Genomic DNA, 14,491 nt, shown 5'->3' on the forward strand with positions numbered 1-14,491 from the left:
CAGTGCGAGCGTGGCTGCCCTATTCCGCAGCGGAGCGCGCGGCCTGGGCTGCGGGGCCGTGAACGACAAGGCTTTCTCCCGTCATTTCGGCAGGTTTCGGTAGGCCGATCAGGTCGAGCAGGCTGGGCGCGATATCGGCGAGGCGCCCGTCGCGCAGGTGCACCTCCTCGCCCAGGATGCCCGCGTTGACCAGGATCAGCGGCACCTGGAAGGTGGTGTGCGCGGTGTGGGCCTGCCCTGTCGCAGGGTCGGTCATCATCTCGACGTTCCCGTGGTCGGCGGTAACCAGCATGACGCCGCCTGCGCGTTCCACCGCGTCCGCCACCCGGCCGACGCAGGCGTCCACCGTCTCCACTGCCACGATCGCCGCGGCCATGATGCCTGTATGGCCGACCATGTCCGGGTTGGCGTAGTTCACCACGATCAGGTCGTAGGTGCCGGCGTCGATGGCCTCGACCAGCCGGTCGGTCACTTCAGCCGCCGACATCTCCGGCTGCAGGTCGTAGGTCTTGACCTTCGGGCTCGGCACAAGGATGCGGTCCTCGCCCGTAAACTCGCCCTCGCGCCCGCCGTTGAAGAAGAAGGTGACGTGGGCGTACTTCTCCGTCTCGGCGATGCGCAGCTGGCGCAGGCCCCTGGCAGAGACGTACTCGCCCAGCGTGTTGGGCAGATCCTCCGCCGGGAAGATCACGGCATGGAAGGGGTCGAGCGCGCTCGAATAGGAAACGAGGCCCGCCGCCCCCGCGAAGGCCACGGTGCGGGACCGCGCGAAGCCATCGAATGCGGGGTCGAGCAGGGCGGTCAGGATCTCGCGCGCCCGGTCGGCGCGGAAATTGGCCATCAGCAGTCCGTCGCTGTCCGCCATGCCGGCATAGCCGCCGATCGCGGTGGGGGCGACGAACTCGTCCGTCTCCCCGCGCGCATAGGCGGCCTCGACGGCGGCGCGGGCGGTGTCCGCGCGCTCGCCCTCCCCGGTCACCATGGCGGCATAGGCGCGCTCCACCCGGTCCCAGCGCTTGTCGCGATCCATGGCGAAGAAGCGCCCGCTGACGGTCGCGACCGCGATGTCGCCGCCCGCCGCGCGTGCCGCGGCGAGGTCGGCCTCGAACGTGTCGAGGTATTCCAGCGCGCTCTTCGGCGGCGTGTCGCGCCCGTCGAGGAAGGCGTGGATGCGCACGGGCACGTCAGCCTTCGCCGCGATGGACGCGAGCGCGGCGATGTGGCGCTGGTGCGAGTGGACACCGCCCGGCGACATCAGGCCCGCAATGTGCAACGCGCCGCCCTTCGCCTTCGCGGCGCCGATCAGGGCGGTCAGCGCCGGGGCCTTCGCCAGGCTTCCATCGTCGATCGCGGCGTCGATCTTCGGCAGGTCCTGCCAGACGATGCGGCCCGCGCCGAGGTTCATGTGCCCGACCTCGGAATTGCCCATTTGGCCCTGCGGCAGGCCGACGTGGCGTCCGTCGGTGTCGACATGCGCGTTGGGACAGCTTGCCATCAGCCGGTCGAAGACGGGCGTGTCCGCGGCGGCGATGGCGTTGTTCTCCGTCTCCGTGCGCAGACCCCACCCGTCGAGGATGCACAGGACGGCGGGGCGGGGGCGTCGGGTCTCGCTCATGGTCGGATCGTTCGCTTCAGGGTCAAAACTTGACGGCAACATAGGCGCGCGCCCGGACCAAGTCCACCGGGCGCGCAGAAGGCCACGATGGTAGGCTCACGCGGCGCTAGCCGCCACGATGATACGGATGTCCTGAAAGAATCGTGATCGCGCGGTAGATCTGCTCCAGCGCCATGACCCGCACCATCATGTGCGGCCATGTCATCTTGCCGAAGGCAAGCGTGCGGTCGGCCCTGTCGCGAACGGTGCGATCGAAGCCGTCCGCCCCGCCGATCATCAGCACGCAATCGCGCCGCCCCGCGTCGCGCCAGTCGGCAAGCAAGGCGGAGAACGCCTCGCTCGACATCTCGGTCCCGCGTTCGTCGAGGGCGATCAGGGCCGTGTCAGGGGGCAGGGAGGCAAGGAGCGCCTGTGCCTCGCCCTCGGCCCCGCCCTTCGCGTCGATCTCCTGCACGCTCACAGGGAAGAGGCCCACGGCACGCCCTGCGGCGTCCGCGCGGGCGCGGTAGTCGTCCACAAGCTCCCGCTCGGGGCCGCGGCGCAGTCGGCCGACGGCCGTGACGGTCAGGCGCATGGATGCACGGCGCCCGTCAGTCGCGCGCCGGTTCCCCGGGCACGGACCACATCCGCTCGAGGTCGTAGAAGGCGCGCACCTCGGGCCGGAAGATGTGGACGATGACGTCGCCGGCGTCGATCAGCGCCCAGTCGCCCTGGCTCAGCCCCTCGGTCCGGAGGCTGCCGCCGCGGCCCGCCTCCTTCAGGCGGCGCACCAGCTTGTCGGCCATGGACGAGACCTGACGGTTCGAGCGGCCGGACGCCACCACCATGTGGTCGGCAAGCGTCGTCTTGCCGCGGAGGTCGATGGAGACCACGTCTTCCGCCTTGTCGTCGTCGAGCGATGTCAGGATCAGGTCGAGCAGGTCGCGGGACGCCGCGTCGCCGTCGCGCGGGGCTGCCAGGTTCACGGGCGCGGTGCCCGTCTGCGTGGCCATGCGGCCGGTCTCAATGGTCAGGGTCGGGTTCCTTTCTTGCCACACTGTGCGGGGCGAGACCGGGATGGACCCTGGCGGAGCTGCGGATATGGCCGCGAATACTGTTCAGACAGTGGACCGTCACTCCCGATCGTGCCTCGTTACGCACCTTGTCAGCTGCCCGTGTCGGCAGCGTGACAGCCAAAGTGTAGGGATTCGGATGGCCGCCTTCAAGCGAGCCCGCGTGCGCGCGCCGCACGAATCTCTGTCGAGGAGGCCGGGTGAAGCCGTCCGTGCAGCAGGCACCAGGCCGGCGCCGACCGGTCGGGGAGCGTGCGGGCGGCGCCTTCCGGCACGCGGGCGTGCGCCAGCCGGATCGCGAATTTCGCCCCCAGCGCCCGATGCAGATAGCCGGGGCGCGCCACCACCGCGACCGGCATGGTGCGCGCGATGCGCATCCAGCGGTCCCAGCGGTGGAAGCCGATGAGGTTGTCGCCGCCCATGATCCAGACGAAGCGAACGCCCGGGTGCCGCGCCGTCAGGGACGCCAGCGTGTCGGCGGTGTAGCGCGTGCCGATGTGCGTCTCGTAGTCGCTGACGAGGATACGCGGGTGCCGGGCCATCGCAGACGCCGAGGCGAAGCGGTCGGTGAAGGGCGCCATGCCGCGCGCGCTTTTCAGCGGGTTCTGCGGCGAGACCATCCAGACGACGCGGTCGAGGCCCAGACGCCGCAGGGCGACGAGGCTTGCGTGCAGGTGGCCCTCGTGCGCCGGGTTGAAGGAGCCACCCATCACGCCCACGCGCATTCCCGCCCGTACGGGCAGGCGGGGCGCGACGGCGGCGGGGGCGGGCCGTACGGGCAAGACGCTCAGGGCCGGGTCTGCCCGGTGCCCCGGACGACGTACTTGAAGCTCGTCAGCTGCTCGACGCCGACGGGTCCGCGCGCATGCAGCTTGCCGGTCGCGATGCCGATCTCCGCGCCCATGCCGAACTCGCCCCCGTCGGCGAACTGGGTGGAGGCATTCCACAGGAGGATCGCGGAATCGATCTCGTTCAGGAAGGCCTCCGCGGTTTGCGGATCGTTCGTGACGATCGCCTCGGTGTGGTGGCTGCCGTAGGTCTCGATATGGGCGATGGCGCCCTCGACCCCGTCCACGATCTTCGCGGAGATGATCTTGTCGAGGTATTCGGTCGACCAGTCCTCCTCGCTCGCAGGCACGACGCGGGGGTCGGCGGTCTGCACGGCGGCGTCGCCGCGCACCTCGCAGCCCGCCTCCAGCAGGTCCTCGACGATGGGCCCGAGGTGGGTGCGCGCGCACGCCTTGTCGATCAGCAGCGTTTCCGCCGCGCCGCAGATGCCGGTGCGGCGCATCTTGGCGTTGAGGACAATCTGGCGGGCCATGTCGAGATCCGCGTCGCCGTCGACATAGACGTGGCAGATGCCTTCGAGGTGGGCGAAGACCGGCACGCGCGCCTCCGCCTGCACGCGGGCGACCAGGCTCTTGCCGCCGCGCGGGACGATCACGTCGATGGTGTCCGCCATCTCCGCCAGCATGTAGCCCACGGCAGCGCGGTCGGTGGTGGGGACGACCTGGATCGCGGCCTCGGGCAGGCCCGCGGCCTTCAGCCCCGTCACGAGGCAGGCATGGATCGCGCGCGAGGAATGCCAGGAATCCGAGCCGCCGCGCAGAATCACCGCGTTGCCCGCCTTGAGGCATAGCGCGCCGGCATCCGCCGTCACGTTCGGCCGGCTCTCGTAAATGACGCCGATCACGCCGAGCGGTGTCGCCACGCGCGCGATGTCGAGCCCGTTGGGCCGCGTCCATTCGGCGAGCGTGCGGCCTACGGGATCGGGCAGGGCGGCAATCTCCTCGATCCCGCGCGCCATCGCCTCGACCCGGTCGGGGGTGAGCGTCAGCCGGTCGATCAGGGCGGGGGAGAGGCCCCGTTCGTGCGCGGCGTCGAGGTCGTCGCGGTTCGCCTCGACCAGCATGGCGGAGGCATTGCGGATCGCGTCCGCCATCGCCTGCAGCGCGGCGTTCTTGTCGTCGGTCGAGGCGGTCGCCAGCACGCGGGCCGCGGCGCGCGCATCCGCGCCCAGCGGGGCCATCACGCCCGCGATGTCGAGGCTGTCGTCGTCGGCGGTGTCCACCAGTCTCACGCCCATGGCGTCTCTCCCTCTCGTCTCAGCCCGTCAGCACCAGGTCGTCGCGATGGACGAGAACGTCCCGTCCACGGTAGCCCAGCACCACCTCGATGTCGCGGCTGTTGCGGCCCTGGATGCGGCGCGCCTCGTCTGCGCCGTAGGAGGCAAGCCCCCGCGCCAGTTCGTGGCCCGCGGCGTCCGCGATCACGACCGTGTCGCCCTTCTCGAAACTGCCCTCGATGGCGGTGACGCCCGCGGGCAGCAGGCTGCGCCCGTCCTTCAGGGCGCGCGCCGCGCCCGCGTCCACGACGAGACGGCCCGTGGGCTTCAGCGTGCCCGCGATCCATTGCTTGCGCGCCGCGGCAGGTGACTTGGCCGCCGGGAACCAGGTCGCGCGCGCGCCCCTCTGCAATGCGGCGACGGGGGCCAGTACCTTGCCGCTGGTGATGACCATGCTGCATCCGCCCGCGACGGCGATGCGCGCGGCCATGATCTTGGTGACCATGCCACCGGTGCCGACGTCGGTGCGGGTCGTGCCGCACATCGCCTCGATCTCCGCCGTGATCTCCGGCACTTCGGGGATGAAGCGGGCCAACGGGTCTGTCGTCGGGTCGGCGGTGTAGAGCCCGTCGATGTCGGAAAGCAGCACGAGCACGTCCGCGCCCGCCATCACCGAGACACGGGCCGCCAGCCGGTCGTTGTCGCCGAAGCGGATCTCCTGCGTCGCCACCGTGTCGTTCTCGTTGATGACGGGGACCGCGCGCAGCTTGAGCAGAGTTTGCAGGGTCGCCCGCGCATTGAGATAGCGCCGCCGACGCTCCGTATCTTCCGGCGTCAGCAGGATCTGCGCGACCGAGATGCCGTGGGGCTTCAGCGCGTCGACATAGGCGCCCGCGAGCCGGATCTGGCCGGCCGCCGCGGCTGCCTGCGCCTCCTCCAGCCGGGGGCCGCGCGTCCTGGGCAGCTTCAGCACCCGTCGGCCGAGCGCGATGGAGCCCGAGGAGACGAGGATCACCTCCTTGCCAGCGGCGTGCAGGCGCGCGACGTCGCCCGCCAGTGCGTCGAGCCAGGGGCGGTTCACCTCGCCCGTCGCCTTGTCGACGAGCAGGGCCGAGCCGATCTTGATGACGACGCGCTGTGCCGCGTCGAGGCGGGGGCTCAGGGACGCCACGGCGCGTCCTCCCCGTCCTCCCCGTCGTGCGGGTCCTCGTCCGGCGCGGTTCCGGAGGGCGGCGCCTCGTGGGCGCGCCCGACGTCGATCTCGGCCATGAGGACGTGAACGAGGTCCTTCACGCCCATGCCGCTGACGCCGGAGACGAGGTGCACAGGCTTGCCGCACGCGGCGGAGAGGTCGGCGCGGCGTTCGGCGAGCGTGTCGGCGTCGAGCGCGTCGATCTTGTTGAGCGCCACGATCTCCGGCTTGTCCTCCAGCCCCCCGCCATAGGCATCGAGTTCCGTGCGCACCGTGGTGTAGGCGTGGCCCACGTCCTCCTGCGTGCCGTCGACGAGATGCAGCAGCACCGCGCAGCGCTCCACATGCCCGAGGAAGCGGTCACCGAGGCCCACGCCCTCGTGCGCGCCCTCGATCAGGCCGGGGATGTCGGCCAGCACGAACTCCCGCTCGCCCGCCGCCACGACGCCGAGGTTGGGGTGCAGCGTCGTGAAGGGGTAGTCGGCGATCTTGGGCTTGGCCCGGCTGACGGCCGCGAGGAAGGTCGACTTGCCCGCGTTCGGCAGGCCGACGAGGCCCGCGTCCGCGATCAGCTTCAGGCGCAGGACGATCCAGCGCTCCTCCCCCTCCTGGCCGGGGTTGGCGCGGCGCGGGGCCTGGTTGGTCGAGGACTTGAAGTGCGCGTTGCCGAAGCCGCCGTTGCCGCCCTTCAGAAGGCGCACGCGCTGCCCCACCTCCGTCAGGTCGGCCAGAAGCTCGTCGGTTTCGGCGTCGAGCACCTGGGTGCCCACCGGCACCTTCAGTTCGACGTCGTCGCCGTTCTTGCCGTGCCGGTTGCGGCCCATGCCGTGCCCGCCGGTCTTCGCCTTGAAATGCTGCTGGAAGCGGTAGTCGATGAGCGTGTTGAGCCCCTGCACGCAGACGATCCACACGTCGCCGCCGCGCCCGCCGTCACCGCCGTCCGGGCCGCCGAACTCGATGAACTTCTCGCGCCGGAACGACACGCAACCCGCCCCGCCGTCGCCGGAGCGGACATAGACCTTGGCCTGATCGAGGAACTTCATCGGCAGCGGCTTTCAGTGGTGCGCGACGAAAAAGGGGGATGGTGACCCATCCCCCTCGCATCGTTCTATGTCGTGGACGCCCGCCTCAGGCGAGCGGCTCCACCGACACGAAGGTCCGGTCGGAGCGGCCGACGTGGAACTTCACCCGGCCTTCGCTCACCGCGAAGATCGTGTGATCCTTGCCGATGCCGACATTCTCGCCCGGGTGGAACTTCGTGCCGCGCTGGCGCACGATGATGTTGCCGGGGATCACATGCTCGCCGCCGAACTTCTTGACGCCGAGGCGGCGGCCAGCGGAGTCGCGGCCGTTGCGGGACGAACCGCCTGCTTTCTTGTGTGCCATATCCGGTTACCCCTTACTTCGTTTCGCCGGCGGCCAGCGCCTTGGCCTGGGAAACCCAGTCCTCGCGCTCGATCCGGCCCTTGAAGTTCAGAACCTCGTCCACGCGGGCGATGTCGTCGGCCGTGAAGGCCGCGACCTGCGCATATTGCGTGATGCCGAGGGCGTTCAGCTTCTTCTCCAGCACCGGGCCGACGCCGGAGATCTTCTTCAGATCGTCGGCAGCGCCCTCGGGGGCGGTGAAGAGCGGCGCCGTCTCCGCAGCCTCGGCCTTGGGTTCGGCCTTCGGCTTCTCCGCCTTTGCCTTCGCCGCGGGCTTCGCGCCGCCGGTCAGGATGTCGGTGATGCGCAGGATCGAGATGTCCTGGCGGTGGCCGTTCTTGCGGCGGGAGTTCTTGCGGCGGCGCTTCTTGAACACCACCAGCTTCGGCCCGCGCGCCTCGGCCACGACTTCCGCGGCGACGGACGCGCCGTCCACGGTCGGCGCGCCGACGGTAACGGTCTCGCCGTCGCCGAGCATGAGCACTTCGTCGAGCGTCAGCGTGGACCCGGCTTCGCCCGGAAGCCGCTCCACCCGGATGACGTCGTTCTTGGCGACCTTGTACTGCTTGCCGCCCGTTCGGATGACCGCGAACATGGGATCACTCGCGCTTTATGAATAAAACCCTGGGCCGGGGCGACCTCATGCCTCCCGGCGAAGGTGGCGAGATACACGCGCGGCCCCACCCTGTCAAGCAAGCCGGGCAGGCAAAATGCCCCGGCGGGCGCGAATCCGCGACTGCGGGGGCTTCGGAGGCGGGCCGGAGGGCGGTGCGGAGTACCCCTTGCCGGGCGTTCAACCAAAAGCGGCAGAGAGGTGGAAATCGCCTCTTGGCGCGGGCAAAGGCTTGGGCTAGGGTGCGCGCCGCTTTCCGGGGTCCCCGTCCCCGGTCACGGCTGCGGAGAGGTGCCGGAGTGGTCGAACGGGGCGGTCTCGAAAACCGTTGTGCGCGCGAGCGTACCGTGGGTTCGAATCCCACCCTCTCCGCCATTCGTTTCCAGAGATAGTTCCCCCGGACACGGGGCAGGATCGCCAGGACAAGGCCGCCAGACGCGGGCGGCCGGGCCCGCGGCGGGCGTCAGGCGTTCGCGCGGGCCTGGTTGAGGCGGAAGAGGCGGGCGAGGATTTCCTCGTCGTCGAGTTTTCCCGCCCGCCAGTCCTCGCCCCAGCCATAGGCATCGGCCACGGCGGCGTCGAGGGCGGCGTGGGCGTGGTCGAGCCACGCGGGCCGCGCGTTGTAGAGAGCGGTCAGCGTGCGGGTCTTGAGGGTCTTGGCGGCGGCTTCGTCCCGCGGCAGCAGGCGGTCGGGATAGCCCGCCACAACCTCCGGCACGGCGACGACGAGGTCGGGCGGGTTGAGCCACGCCTCGCGCCGGTCGTTCAGGGTGCGGGCGGCGTCGGCAATGGCGATGGCGCGCGGATCGGCGGCGTAGGCGTCGGCGGGCGTGTCCGGGGTCAGGCCGTCGGGGAAGGGGAAGGTCTCGAAACTGACGGTCGGCGTGTATTGGGGGTCGTTTCCGACGCCATGCCACCCGCCCGTCGCAAGTGACCAAACCTCGTGAAAACGCGAATGGAGTATCCCGAATGTTGTGTCGTCCTCTCGGGCAACGACCACAACTCTGCTGTCAGGCACCACTAAAGAAGGTGCCCAGACGAAAAGGCGGTGCTTTGCGACGCGGGGCGTGAAGATGGCCCTGCTCAGGCCATCGAGGGCCGCCTTGAGTCCGGGCACGGTCTCGCCATGCTGCCACCAGTATATTCTGCGTCGCTCGCGTCTATTCTGGTCGCGAAACGGCTTTACGTGTGTGAGCACATATTCGAATGGCGCTTCGAACAAGCTCGCGTCTTCAAGAGGCATCGTGCCGAAATCAATAATCCAACGCTGAGAAGGTCTCCGGGTGACATCCATCCCATTGAGAAGGGGGCGCACCACGATGTGATTTGATAGCCCGTTTGGGTTCAGTGGTCTGGCCAGCCAATCACGCGCGAGGTCTACATCTACATCGAACGGGCCTACCTTGACCGGGCCTTGAAATGCAGTCCGCAGGTTCTGCGCAAGCTTTCGAGCTTTCGTCAGGTCCACGCCGCCCCCGCTCGCGCTCAGGTCCGAGTAGATTTCGGCGACCTCCGCGCCGTCGAGGCGGGCGGGGCCGCCCTTGCGGGCGTCGAAGCAGACGAGCGAGACGCGGACGGCGGCGCCCTCGACCGTCCAGCCCTCGTCCGACCAGGCCTCGAAGATGCGGCCATGCTCGACGATGGGTTTCAGCACCTCCCGGCTGGCCCCGCCGCGGATCGAATTGGTGGAGACGAGACCGGCGCGGGCGAGGCGGCCTTCGCGCATCATCTCCCACGCCTTGGCGAACCAGTAGGTGACGAGATCGGCCCCGCCCGGCACCGCGCCCGCCCATGCGGCGCGCAGGGCGGCGGTATAGTCCTCCCCCAACTCCCCGATCATCTTCTTGTTGCCGAGGAAGGGCGGGTTGCCGACCACCACGTCGGCGTCGGGCCAATCGGCGCGCGTGCCGTCCGCGTTCAGCACGGCGTCACGGCAGGCGATGGTGTCGAGCGGGCGCAGGATCGGGTTGCGCGCGGCGTCGAAGCCGTTGCGGCGCATCCACTGAATCTCCCCGATCCAGACGGAGACGCGCGCAAGTTCGGCCGCATAGGGGTTCAGCTCGATCCCCAGCACGCACTCGGGCCCGGCCTGCGGAAACTCCCGGTGCAGGCCCAGCGCCTCGCACTCAAGGTTCACCCGATGCTCGACATCCTTCAGCGCGGTCAGGGCGAGGTTGAGGAAATTGCCCGACCCGCAGGCCGGATCGAGGATGCGGAACGCCTTGAGCCGGTCGAGAAAGGCAAGCTGGCGGGCGCGCGCCTCGTTCTGCGCCCTGGTGCGGGCGCTGGCATTCTTCGCAGCCGCCGCGCGGGCGAGGTGGCCTTCGATGGTGGCTTTCTCCTCCGCCCACTCCGCCAGAAGGGGCGCGACCACCACGGGGGTGACGATCTGCATGATCTTGTCGCGGTCGGTGTAGTGCGCGCCAAGCTGGGACCGCTTGTCGGGGTCCAGCCCCCGCTCGAACAAGGTGCCGAGGATGGAGGGGTCGATCTCCGACCAGTCGAGGCGGGCGGCGGCGAGGAGGTCGTCCACGTCCGCCTTCTCCAGCGGCAGGGTGGCGTCATCGTCGAACAGGCCGCCGTTGAACCAGTCGATCCGCTCGAACCCCACATTGCCGCCCGTGCGCATGGCGGCGAAGAGAAGCCGCGCGTTCTCCGCGAAGTCGCCGGGCGCACTGGCGGAATGGATCAGCATCCGCTCGAACATCTTGTTGGGCAGAAGCCCCACATCCTCGGCGAACATGCAGAAGACGAGGCGGTTCACGAAATGGGCGACCGCGTGCCCCTCGTGCCCGCGGGCGCGCAGGCGGTGGGCGAGGCGGGCGAACCGCTCCGCCGCCTCCTCGGTCAGGACCTGGCGGGTCTTGGCGGGGCGCAGACGCTCCGGCTCGACGAACGCCCAGCGCAGAAGGTCGCGGCGCGCCCCGTCGAGCAGGTCGTCGAGCGCGATCTCGTAGACCTTCTGGACCGTGTTGGTCCAGTTGGTGTGGATGCGGAACCGCGCCATGTCCGAAACGATCAGGAGGGGCGGGTTCTCCAGCGCGATGGCGTATTGCTGCAGCTGGGCGAAGGCCTTGTCGAGGTCCTTCTTTTTCCCCTTGTACTCCCACGCGAAGCAGTTGCGCCGCCAGACGTCGGCCCAGCCCTCGCCCCCGGTGGTCTTGGTCGCCCCCTTCTCGAACGCGAACCATTCGCCCTTCGGGTCGGCGGCGACCGGGTCCGGCACGTCGAGAAGATGGCAAAGGTCCATGAAGTGCGCCTGGGAGGCCGCACGCTCCGTCAGGTCGACCGCACGCCACTTGGACACGAACTCCAACGGATTCATCTTGCGCAACCGTCGCAACACTCGACGCAGGCGAATGTATAGCGAAGATCAGGCGCGGGGATAAGTTTTTGGCAGGCGCGCGCGGCGGGGCGGGCGGTGCGCGCGGGCCATGCTCCCATGCGGGCACACAGACGGGCACCCATGCAAGGGGCGGCGTTGCCGGGCGGGGAGGGCAGGTGCTAGGAGACGCCATGCTCGAATTCGCGCTGGCGGTCGTCTTCCTGATCATCACGCCCGGGCCGGGGGTGCTCTCGGCGGCGGGGGTCGGCGCGGGCTTCGGCTACCGGGCGGGGTTCGCCTATCTCGCGGGCCTTTGGATGGGGAACAACCTGGTCACGGCCATCGTGATCTCCGGCGTGGCGGCGGCGGCGCTGGCGCTGCCGTGGCTCCGGGCGATCCTGCTGTGGGGGTCGGCGGCCTACCTGCTGTGGCTCGCGGCGAAGATCGCGTTCGCGGGCGCGAAGATCGCCTTCATCCATTCCGAACGCGCGCCGGGGTTCTGGAACGGGCTGGCGCTGCAGCCGATCAACCCGAAGGCCTATGCGGTCAACACGGCGCTGTTCTCCGGCTTCGCGTTCATGCCCGACGCGCTGATGGCGGAGACGGCGATCAAGCTCGTCATCGTCAACGTCATCTGGCTGCCGATCCATCTCGCCTGGCTGTGGGCGGGGGTGAGCCTGCGCCGCCTCAACCTCGCCGCCGGAACGCAACGCGCCATCAACATGGGCATGGCGGCGGCGATGCTGGCGGTCGTGGCGATCGCGGTGGCGGCGCAGCTCTAGGGCGCGGGTCTGTTCAGGACGCGGCGCGCAGCGGCTGGGCGGGGGTGGCGTCGCCGGCCACCTCCTCCCATTGCAGGCCGGGCAGGTAGCGCCAGGCCATCCGCCCCGCCTCGTCCAGCGCGAATAGGTGCAGCCAGCCATTGTCGAACAGCGCCCGCACGTTCTCGTGCTTGCGGAGGATGCCGAGGATCGCCTCGCGCGGGGCCTCGATCGCGACGGAGAGGCGCACGGGCTCGTGCACCAGCTTCTCCCCGTCGTGGACCGACTGCCAGGGCAGCCCAGCACGCAGGAGCCCGCCGTTGCCCTCCACCACGCCGATGCCTCCGGTCACGTTGTGCAGCAGCTTGTTGCCGCCGCCGAACGCCTCCGGCGCAACGGTCGAGCCGTAGTATTGCAGGCTGATCCAGCTCGCCACCACGACGGGGGCCGTCAGGATCAGCTCCAGCACGCTGAAGTCCTTGTCCTGGTGCCAGTCGTAGGAGTGCAGGAAGGCCCGGCCCGCGAGGTCGCGGCCCTGTGTGCGCGCCCGTGGCGCGGCGATGAAGGCCTTGCAGCCCGCGAGCGCCCACTCCGGCCGCACCTCCGCCCAGTCGCGGGCGCGCCGGGCGATATCGCCCTCGGCCTCGGCGCGGGGCAGGCGCAGCGCCCGCTCCCCCCGCGCGATCCGGCCCGCCGAGGCGAGCCAGTCCCGAACGCGGGCAAGGTCGGCGGTATGGCCAGCCGTGTCGCAGTCGCCCTCGTAGAGCGTCACCGCGTCGGTCGTCGTGTCGTGCAGCGCGGCGACGAACAGCGTGTCGTGCGGGATCGCGATGCCCCGGGCAGCCACGCCGTCCCGGACCTCCGGGTCGTTCAGCAGCGCCGCGAGCAGGCGGGCGTTTACCTCGCCCGAGTAGCCGCCGCACGCGCCGCAGTGGAGCGCGCTCGCATGCGGGTTGTTGACGACGTTCGCGCCGTGGCCCGCGAGCAGCACCACACGCGCGAACCCGTCCGTCAGCGACATGGCGCGCAGCACCGTCTCCGCCGCGCCGATGCGCGCGTCGAGGCCGAGCGCGGGGTCGAGCCGGGGTGCGGGGTCGTTCGGGACGTGGCTTTTCACGAGACCGAGGGCGTCGCGCACCAGCTTGCCCGCGTAGACCGGGCCCGTCGCCTCCACGAAGGCGAAGGAGGAGACGGCGGCGAGCTTGAACCGGCCCCAGGCGCGCTTGGCCCGGGCGGAGAAGCGCGCGGCGGTGTCGGCGGCCGCATCCTCCGGCCCGCCCGCGGTCGTGTGCAGGGCGGGGTTCAGCAGAACCGGCAGCCGATGCTCGACCACGTCGGAGGCGAACCGCCGGTGCGCGGCGCCGAGGCCGAAGAAGCCCGCGAAGCCCAGCGTCTCGATGCGCGGATCGACGGATTCGAGCGCGCGGCGGAACACCTCCGAGCGGACGTCGATGCAGAAGGCGGCCTGCAGCGCCGGGCGGTCAGCGTGCCCACGCTCCACGCTCTCGGCGAGACGGCTTGCGAGGTCGCGCTGGGCAGCCCGGTCGGCGGCGTCCTGCAGGATCGCGTCGACCGCGTGATCCGGCGTCGGCAGCAGCGGCGCGGCATAGGCGCTCGCTGCCTGCCGCCACTCATCGGCGATGGCGTTGCCGTGCAGCGCGAAGAGCGCATCCTCCCAAAGCACCCGGATCGCCAGCAGGTCGGTCACGATGGGATCGGTGCCGCCGGCAAGCTCCGCCTGCCAGAGCCGGTGCCGGGCGACCTGCGCCCAGCCGCCGAGCGTCATCAGCAGCCGGTGGAAGTAGAGGGGCAGCGAGGTTTCCTCGAGGCCCAGGCGCTCCGCCGCCGTGGCCAGCACCTCCGCCGCCGTTTCCGGCGCGTCGGCGACATGGGCGGCGAAGCCGGTGAGGCCGAGGATCTCCGGCGTCAGGTCGTGCGTCGCCGTGGCGCGCCAGACCGTGTAGGCGCCCTTTGCCCGGGGCGCGGCCCAGAGCGCCTGGCCCGCGTCGAAATAGCCTGCGGCCCAGGCGCCGATCCGCTCCTCGATCAGGTCCGGCCAGTCGGTGCCGCTTGCGGCGGCCGCAAGGTCGGCGACGGTCGGCAGCGCCTGCGGGGCGGGCGAGGGCAGGTTCGCCGCTGCCTTGAGCGCTGCGAGCGAGGCCGGGCGCGTCGCGTGCGGGGTTGCCTTGAGCGCGGCCTCGAGGTCGGCGTCGGAGATCCGGCCGTCGGCGATCCGCTCCCGGTACCAGGTGCGCGGCATGGTGACGGAGATGCCGCCCGCGCGGCCGAGGCGGGCTGCGGTCTCGGCCAATGTCTCCCCGGACTGGCCGAGGAAGGGGTTCACGGCCACGCTCGAGGCGAGCGGCCAGACCGGCGGGATGGCCCGGGCGGCAGCGTCGGCGGCATGTGCGATGGCGGCGGGCGAGGTCATGTGCGGGATCTC

12 protein-coding genes and 1 tRNA gene are annotated in these 14,491 nt (G+C 70.4%); 2 read left to right on the forward strand and 11 right to left on the reverse strand.

Annotation, left to right across the window (positions count from 1 at the left end):
* Nucleotides 1–19: 19 nt before the first annotated feature.
* From gpmI to NJQ99_RS09880, 9 genes are all read right to left on the reverse strand, one after another.
* Nucleotides 20–1,615, reverse strand: coding sequence for a 2,3-bisphosphoglycerate-independent phosphoglycerate mutase (gene gpmI, locus NJQ99_RS09840; protein ID WP_269332656.1), 1,596 nt, complete (start codon nt 1,613–1,615; stop codon nt 20–22).
* A gap of 106 nt (nt 1,616–1,721) precedes the next feature.
* A complete protein-coding gene (gene rlmH / locus NJQ99_RS09845) occupies nt 1,722–2,189 on the reverse strand; it encodes a 23S rRNA (pseudouridine(1915)-N(3))-methyltransferase RlmH (RefSeq protein ID WP_269332657.1) in 468 nt (155 codons plus the stop codon).
* A gap of 16 nt (nt 2,190–2,205) precedes the next feature.
* Nucleotides 2,206–2,607 carry a ribosome silencing factor gene (gene rsfS / locus NJQ99_RS09850; RefSeq protein WP_269332658.1) on the reverse strand — a complete coding sequence of 134 codons (402 nt, stop codon included), beginning with the start codon at nt 2,605–2,607 and terminating at the stop codon, nt 2,206–2,208.
* A 209-nt stretch (nt 2,608–2,816) separates the two neighbouring features.
* Entirely contained in the window at nt 2,817–3,392 is a 576-nt protein-coding gene (locus tag NJQ99_RS09855; protein ID WP_269333213.1) for a nicotinate-nucleotide adenylyltransferase, read from the reverse strand.
* A 62-nt stretch (nt 3,393–3,454) separates the two neighbouring features.
* Nucleotides 3,455–4,753, reverse strand: coding sequence for a glutamate-5-semialdehyde dehydrogenase (locus tag NJQ99_RS09860; protein WP_269332659.1), 1,299 nt, complete (start codon nt 4,751–4,753; stop codon nt 3,455–3,457).
* Nucleotides 4,754–4,772: 19 nt separating this feature from the next.
* A complete protein-coding gene (gene proB / locus NJQ99_RS09865) occupies nt 4,773–5,894 on the reverse strand; it encodes a glutamate 5-kinase (protein ID WP_269333214.1) in 1,122 nt (373 codons plus the stop codon).
* Nucleotides 5,891–6,967 (reverse strand): GTPase ObgE, encoded by a 1,077-nt coding sequence (gene obgE, locus NJQ99_RS09870; RefSeq protein WP_269332660.1) that lies wholly within the window; start codon nt 6,965–6,967, stop codon nt 5,891–5,893. Before obgE ends, proB begins: the two co-directional genes overlap by 4 nt.
* A gap of 85 nt (nt 6,968–7,052) precedes the next feature.
* Nucleotides 7,053–7,310, reverse strand: coding sequence for a 50S ribosomal protein L27 (gene rpmA / locus NJQ99_RS09875; protein ID WP_269332661.1), 258 nt, complete (start codon nt 7,308–7,310; stop codon nt 7,053–7,055).
* Between the two features lie 13 nt (nt 7,311–7,323).
* Nucleotides 7,324–7,944 carry a 50S ribosomal protein L21 gene (locus NJQ99_RS09880; protein ID WP_269332662.1) on the reverse strand — a complete coding sequence of 207 codons (621 nt, stop codon included), beginning with the start codon at nt 7,942–7,944 and terminating at the stop codon, nt 7,324–7,326.
* A 303-nt stretch (nt 7,945–8,247) separates the two neighbouring features.
* Here NJQ99_RS09880 and NJQ99_RS09885 point away from each other — a divergent pair.
* Nucleotides 8,248–8,337 (forward strand) — tRNA-Ser (locus NJQ99_RS09885).
* A gap of 88 nt (nt 8,338–8,425) precedes the next feature.
* On the opposite strand, the gene NJQ99_RS09890 is transcribed toward NJQ99_RS09885, so the two are convergent.
* Nucleotides 8,426–11,287, reverse strand: a complete 2,862-nt coding sequence (locus NJQ99_RS09890; protein ID WP_269332663.1) for a class I SAM-dependent DNA methyltransferase — start codon at nt 11,285–11,287, stop codon at nt 8,426–8,428.
* Nucleotides 11,288–11,478: 191 nt separating this feature from the next.
* Here NJQ99_RS09890 and NJQ99_RS09895 point away from each other — a divergent pair, with 191 nt between their 5' ends.
* On the forward strand, nt 11,479–12,069 hold the full coding sequence (locus NJQ99_RS09895) for a LysE family translocator (protein ID WP_269332664.1): 591 nt from the start codon (nt 11,479–11,481) through the stop codon (nt 12,067–12,069).
* Nucleotides 12,070–12,082: 13 nt separating this feature from the next.
* Here NJQ99_RS09895 and NJQ99_RS09900 read toward each other — a convergent pair whose 3' ends face one another.
* Nucleotides 12,083–14,479, reverse strand: a complete 2,397-nt coding sequence (locus NJQ99_RS09900; protein WP_269332665.1) for a YbcC family protein — start codon at nt 14,477–14,479, stop codon at nt 12,083–12,085.
* Nucleotides 14,480–14,491 lie beyond the last annotated feature (12 nt).

Source organism: Futiania mangrovi (assembly GCF_024158125.1).
Lineage (GTDB): Bacteria > Pseudomonadota > Alphaproteobacteria > Futianiales > Futianiaceae > Futiania > Futiania mangrovi.

Excerpts from the sequence above, each read along its gene's own strand:
- gpmI (WP_269332656.1), bottom strand. The coding sequence starts at position 1,615 with ATGAGCGAGACCCGACGCCCCCGCCCCGCCGTCCTGTGCATCCTCGAC.
- rlmH (WP_269332657.1), bottom strand. The coding sequence starts at position 2,189 with ATGCGCCTGACCGTCACGGCCGTCGGCCGACTGCGCCGCGGCCCCGAG.
- rsfS (WP_269332658.1), bottom strand. The coding sequence starts at position 2,607 with ATGGCCACGCAGACGGGCACCGCGCCCGTGAACCTGGCAGCCCCGCGC.
- NJQ99_RS09855 (WP_269333213.1), bottom strand. The coding sequence starts at position 3,392 with ATGCGCGTGGGCGTGATGGGTGGCTCCTTCAACCCGGCGCACGAGGGC.
- NJQ99_RS09860 (WP_269332659.1), bottom strand. The coding sequence starts at position 4,753 with ATGGGCGTGAGACTGGTGGACACCGCCGACGACGACAGCCTCGACATC.
- obgE (WP_269332660.1), bottom strand. The coding sequence starts at position 6,967 with ATGAAGTTCCTCGATCAGGCCAAGGTCTATGTCCGCTCCGGCGACGGC.
- rpmA (WP_269332661.1), bottom strand. The coding sequence starts at position 7,310 with ATGGCACACAAGAAAGCAGGCGGTTCGTCCCGCAACGGCCGCGACTCC.
- NJQ99_RS09880 (WP_269332662.1), bottom strand. The coding sequence starts at position 7,944 with ATGTTCGCGGTCATCCGAACGGGCGGCAAGCAGTACAAGGTCGCCAAG.
- NJQ99_RS09890 (WP_269332663.1), bottom strand. The coding sequence starts at position 11,287 with ATGAATCCGTTGGAGTTCGTGTCCAAGTGGCGTGCGGTCGACCTGACG.
- NJQ99_RS09895 (WP_269332664.1), top strand. The coding sequence starts at position 11,479 with ATGCTCGAATTCGCGCTGGCGGTCGTCTTCCTGATCATCACGCCCGGG.
- NJQ99_RS09900 (WP_269332665.1), bottom strand. The coding sequence starts at position 14,479 with ATGACCTCGCCCGCCGCCATCGCACATGCCGCCGACGCTGCCGCCCGG.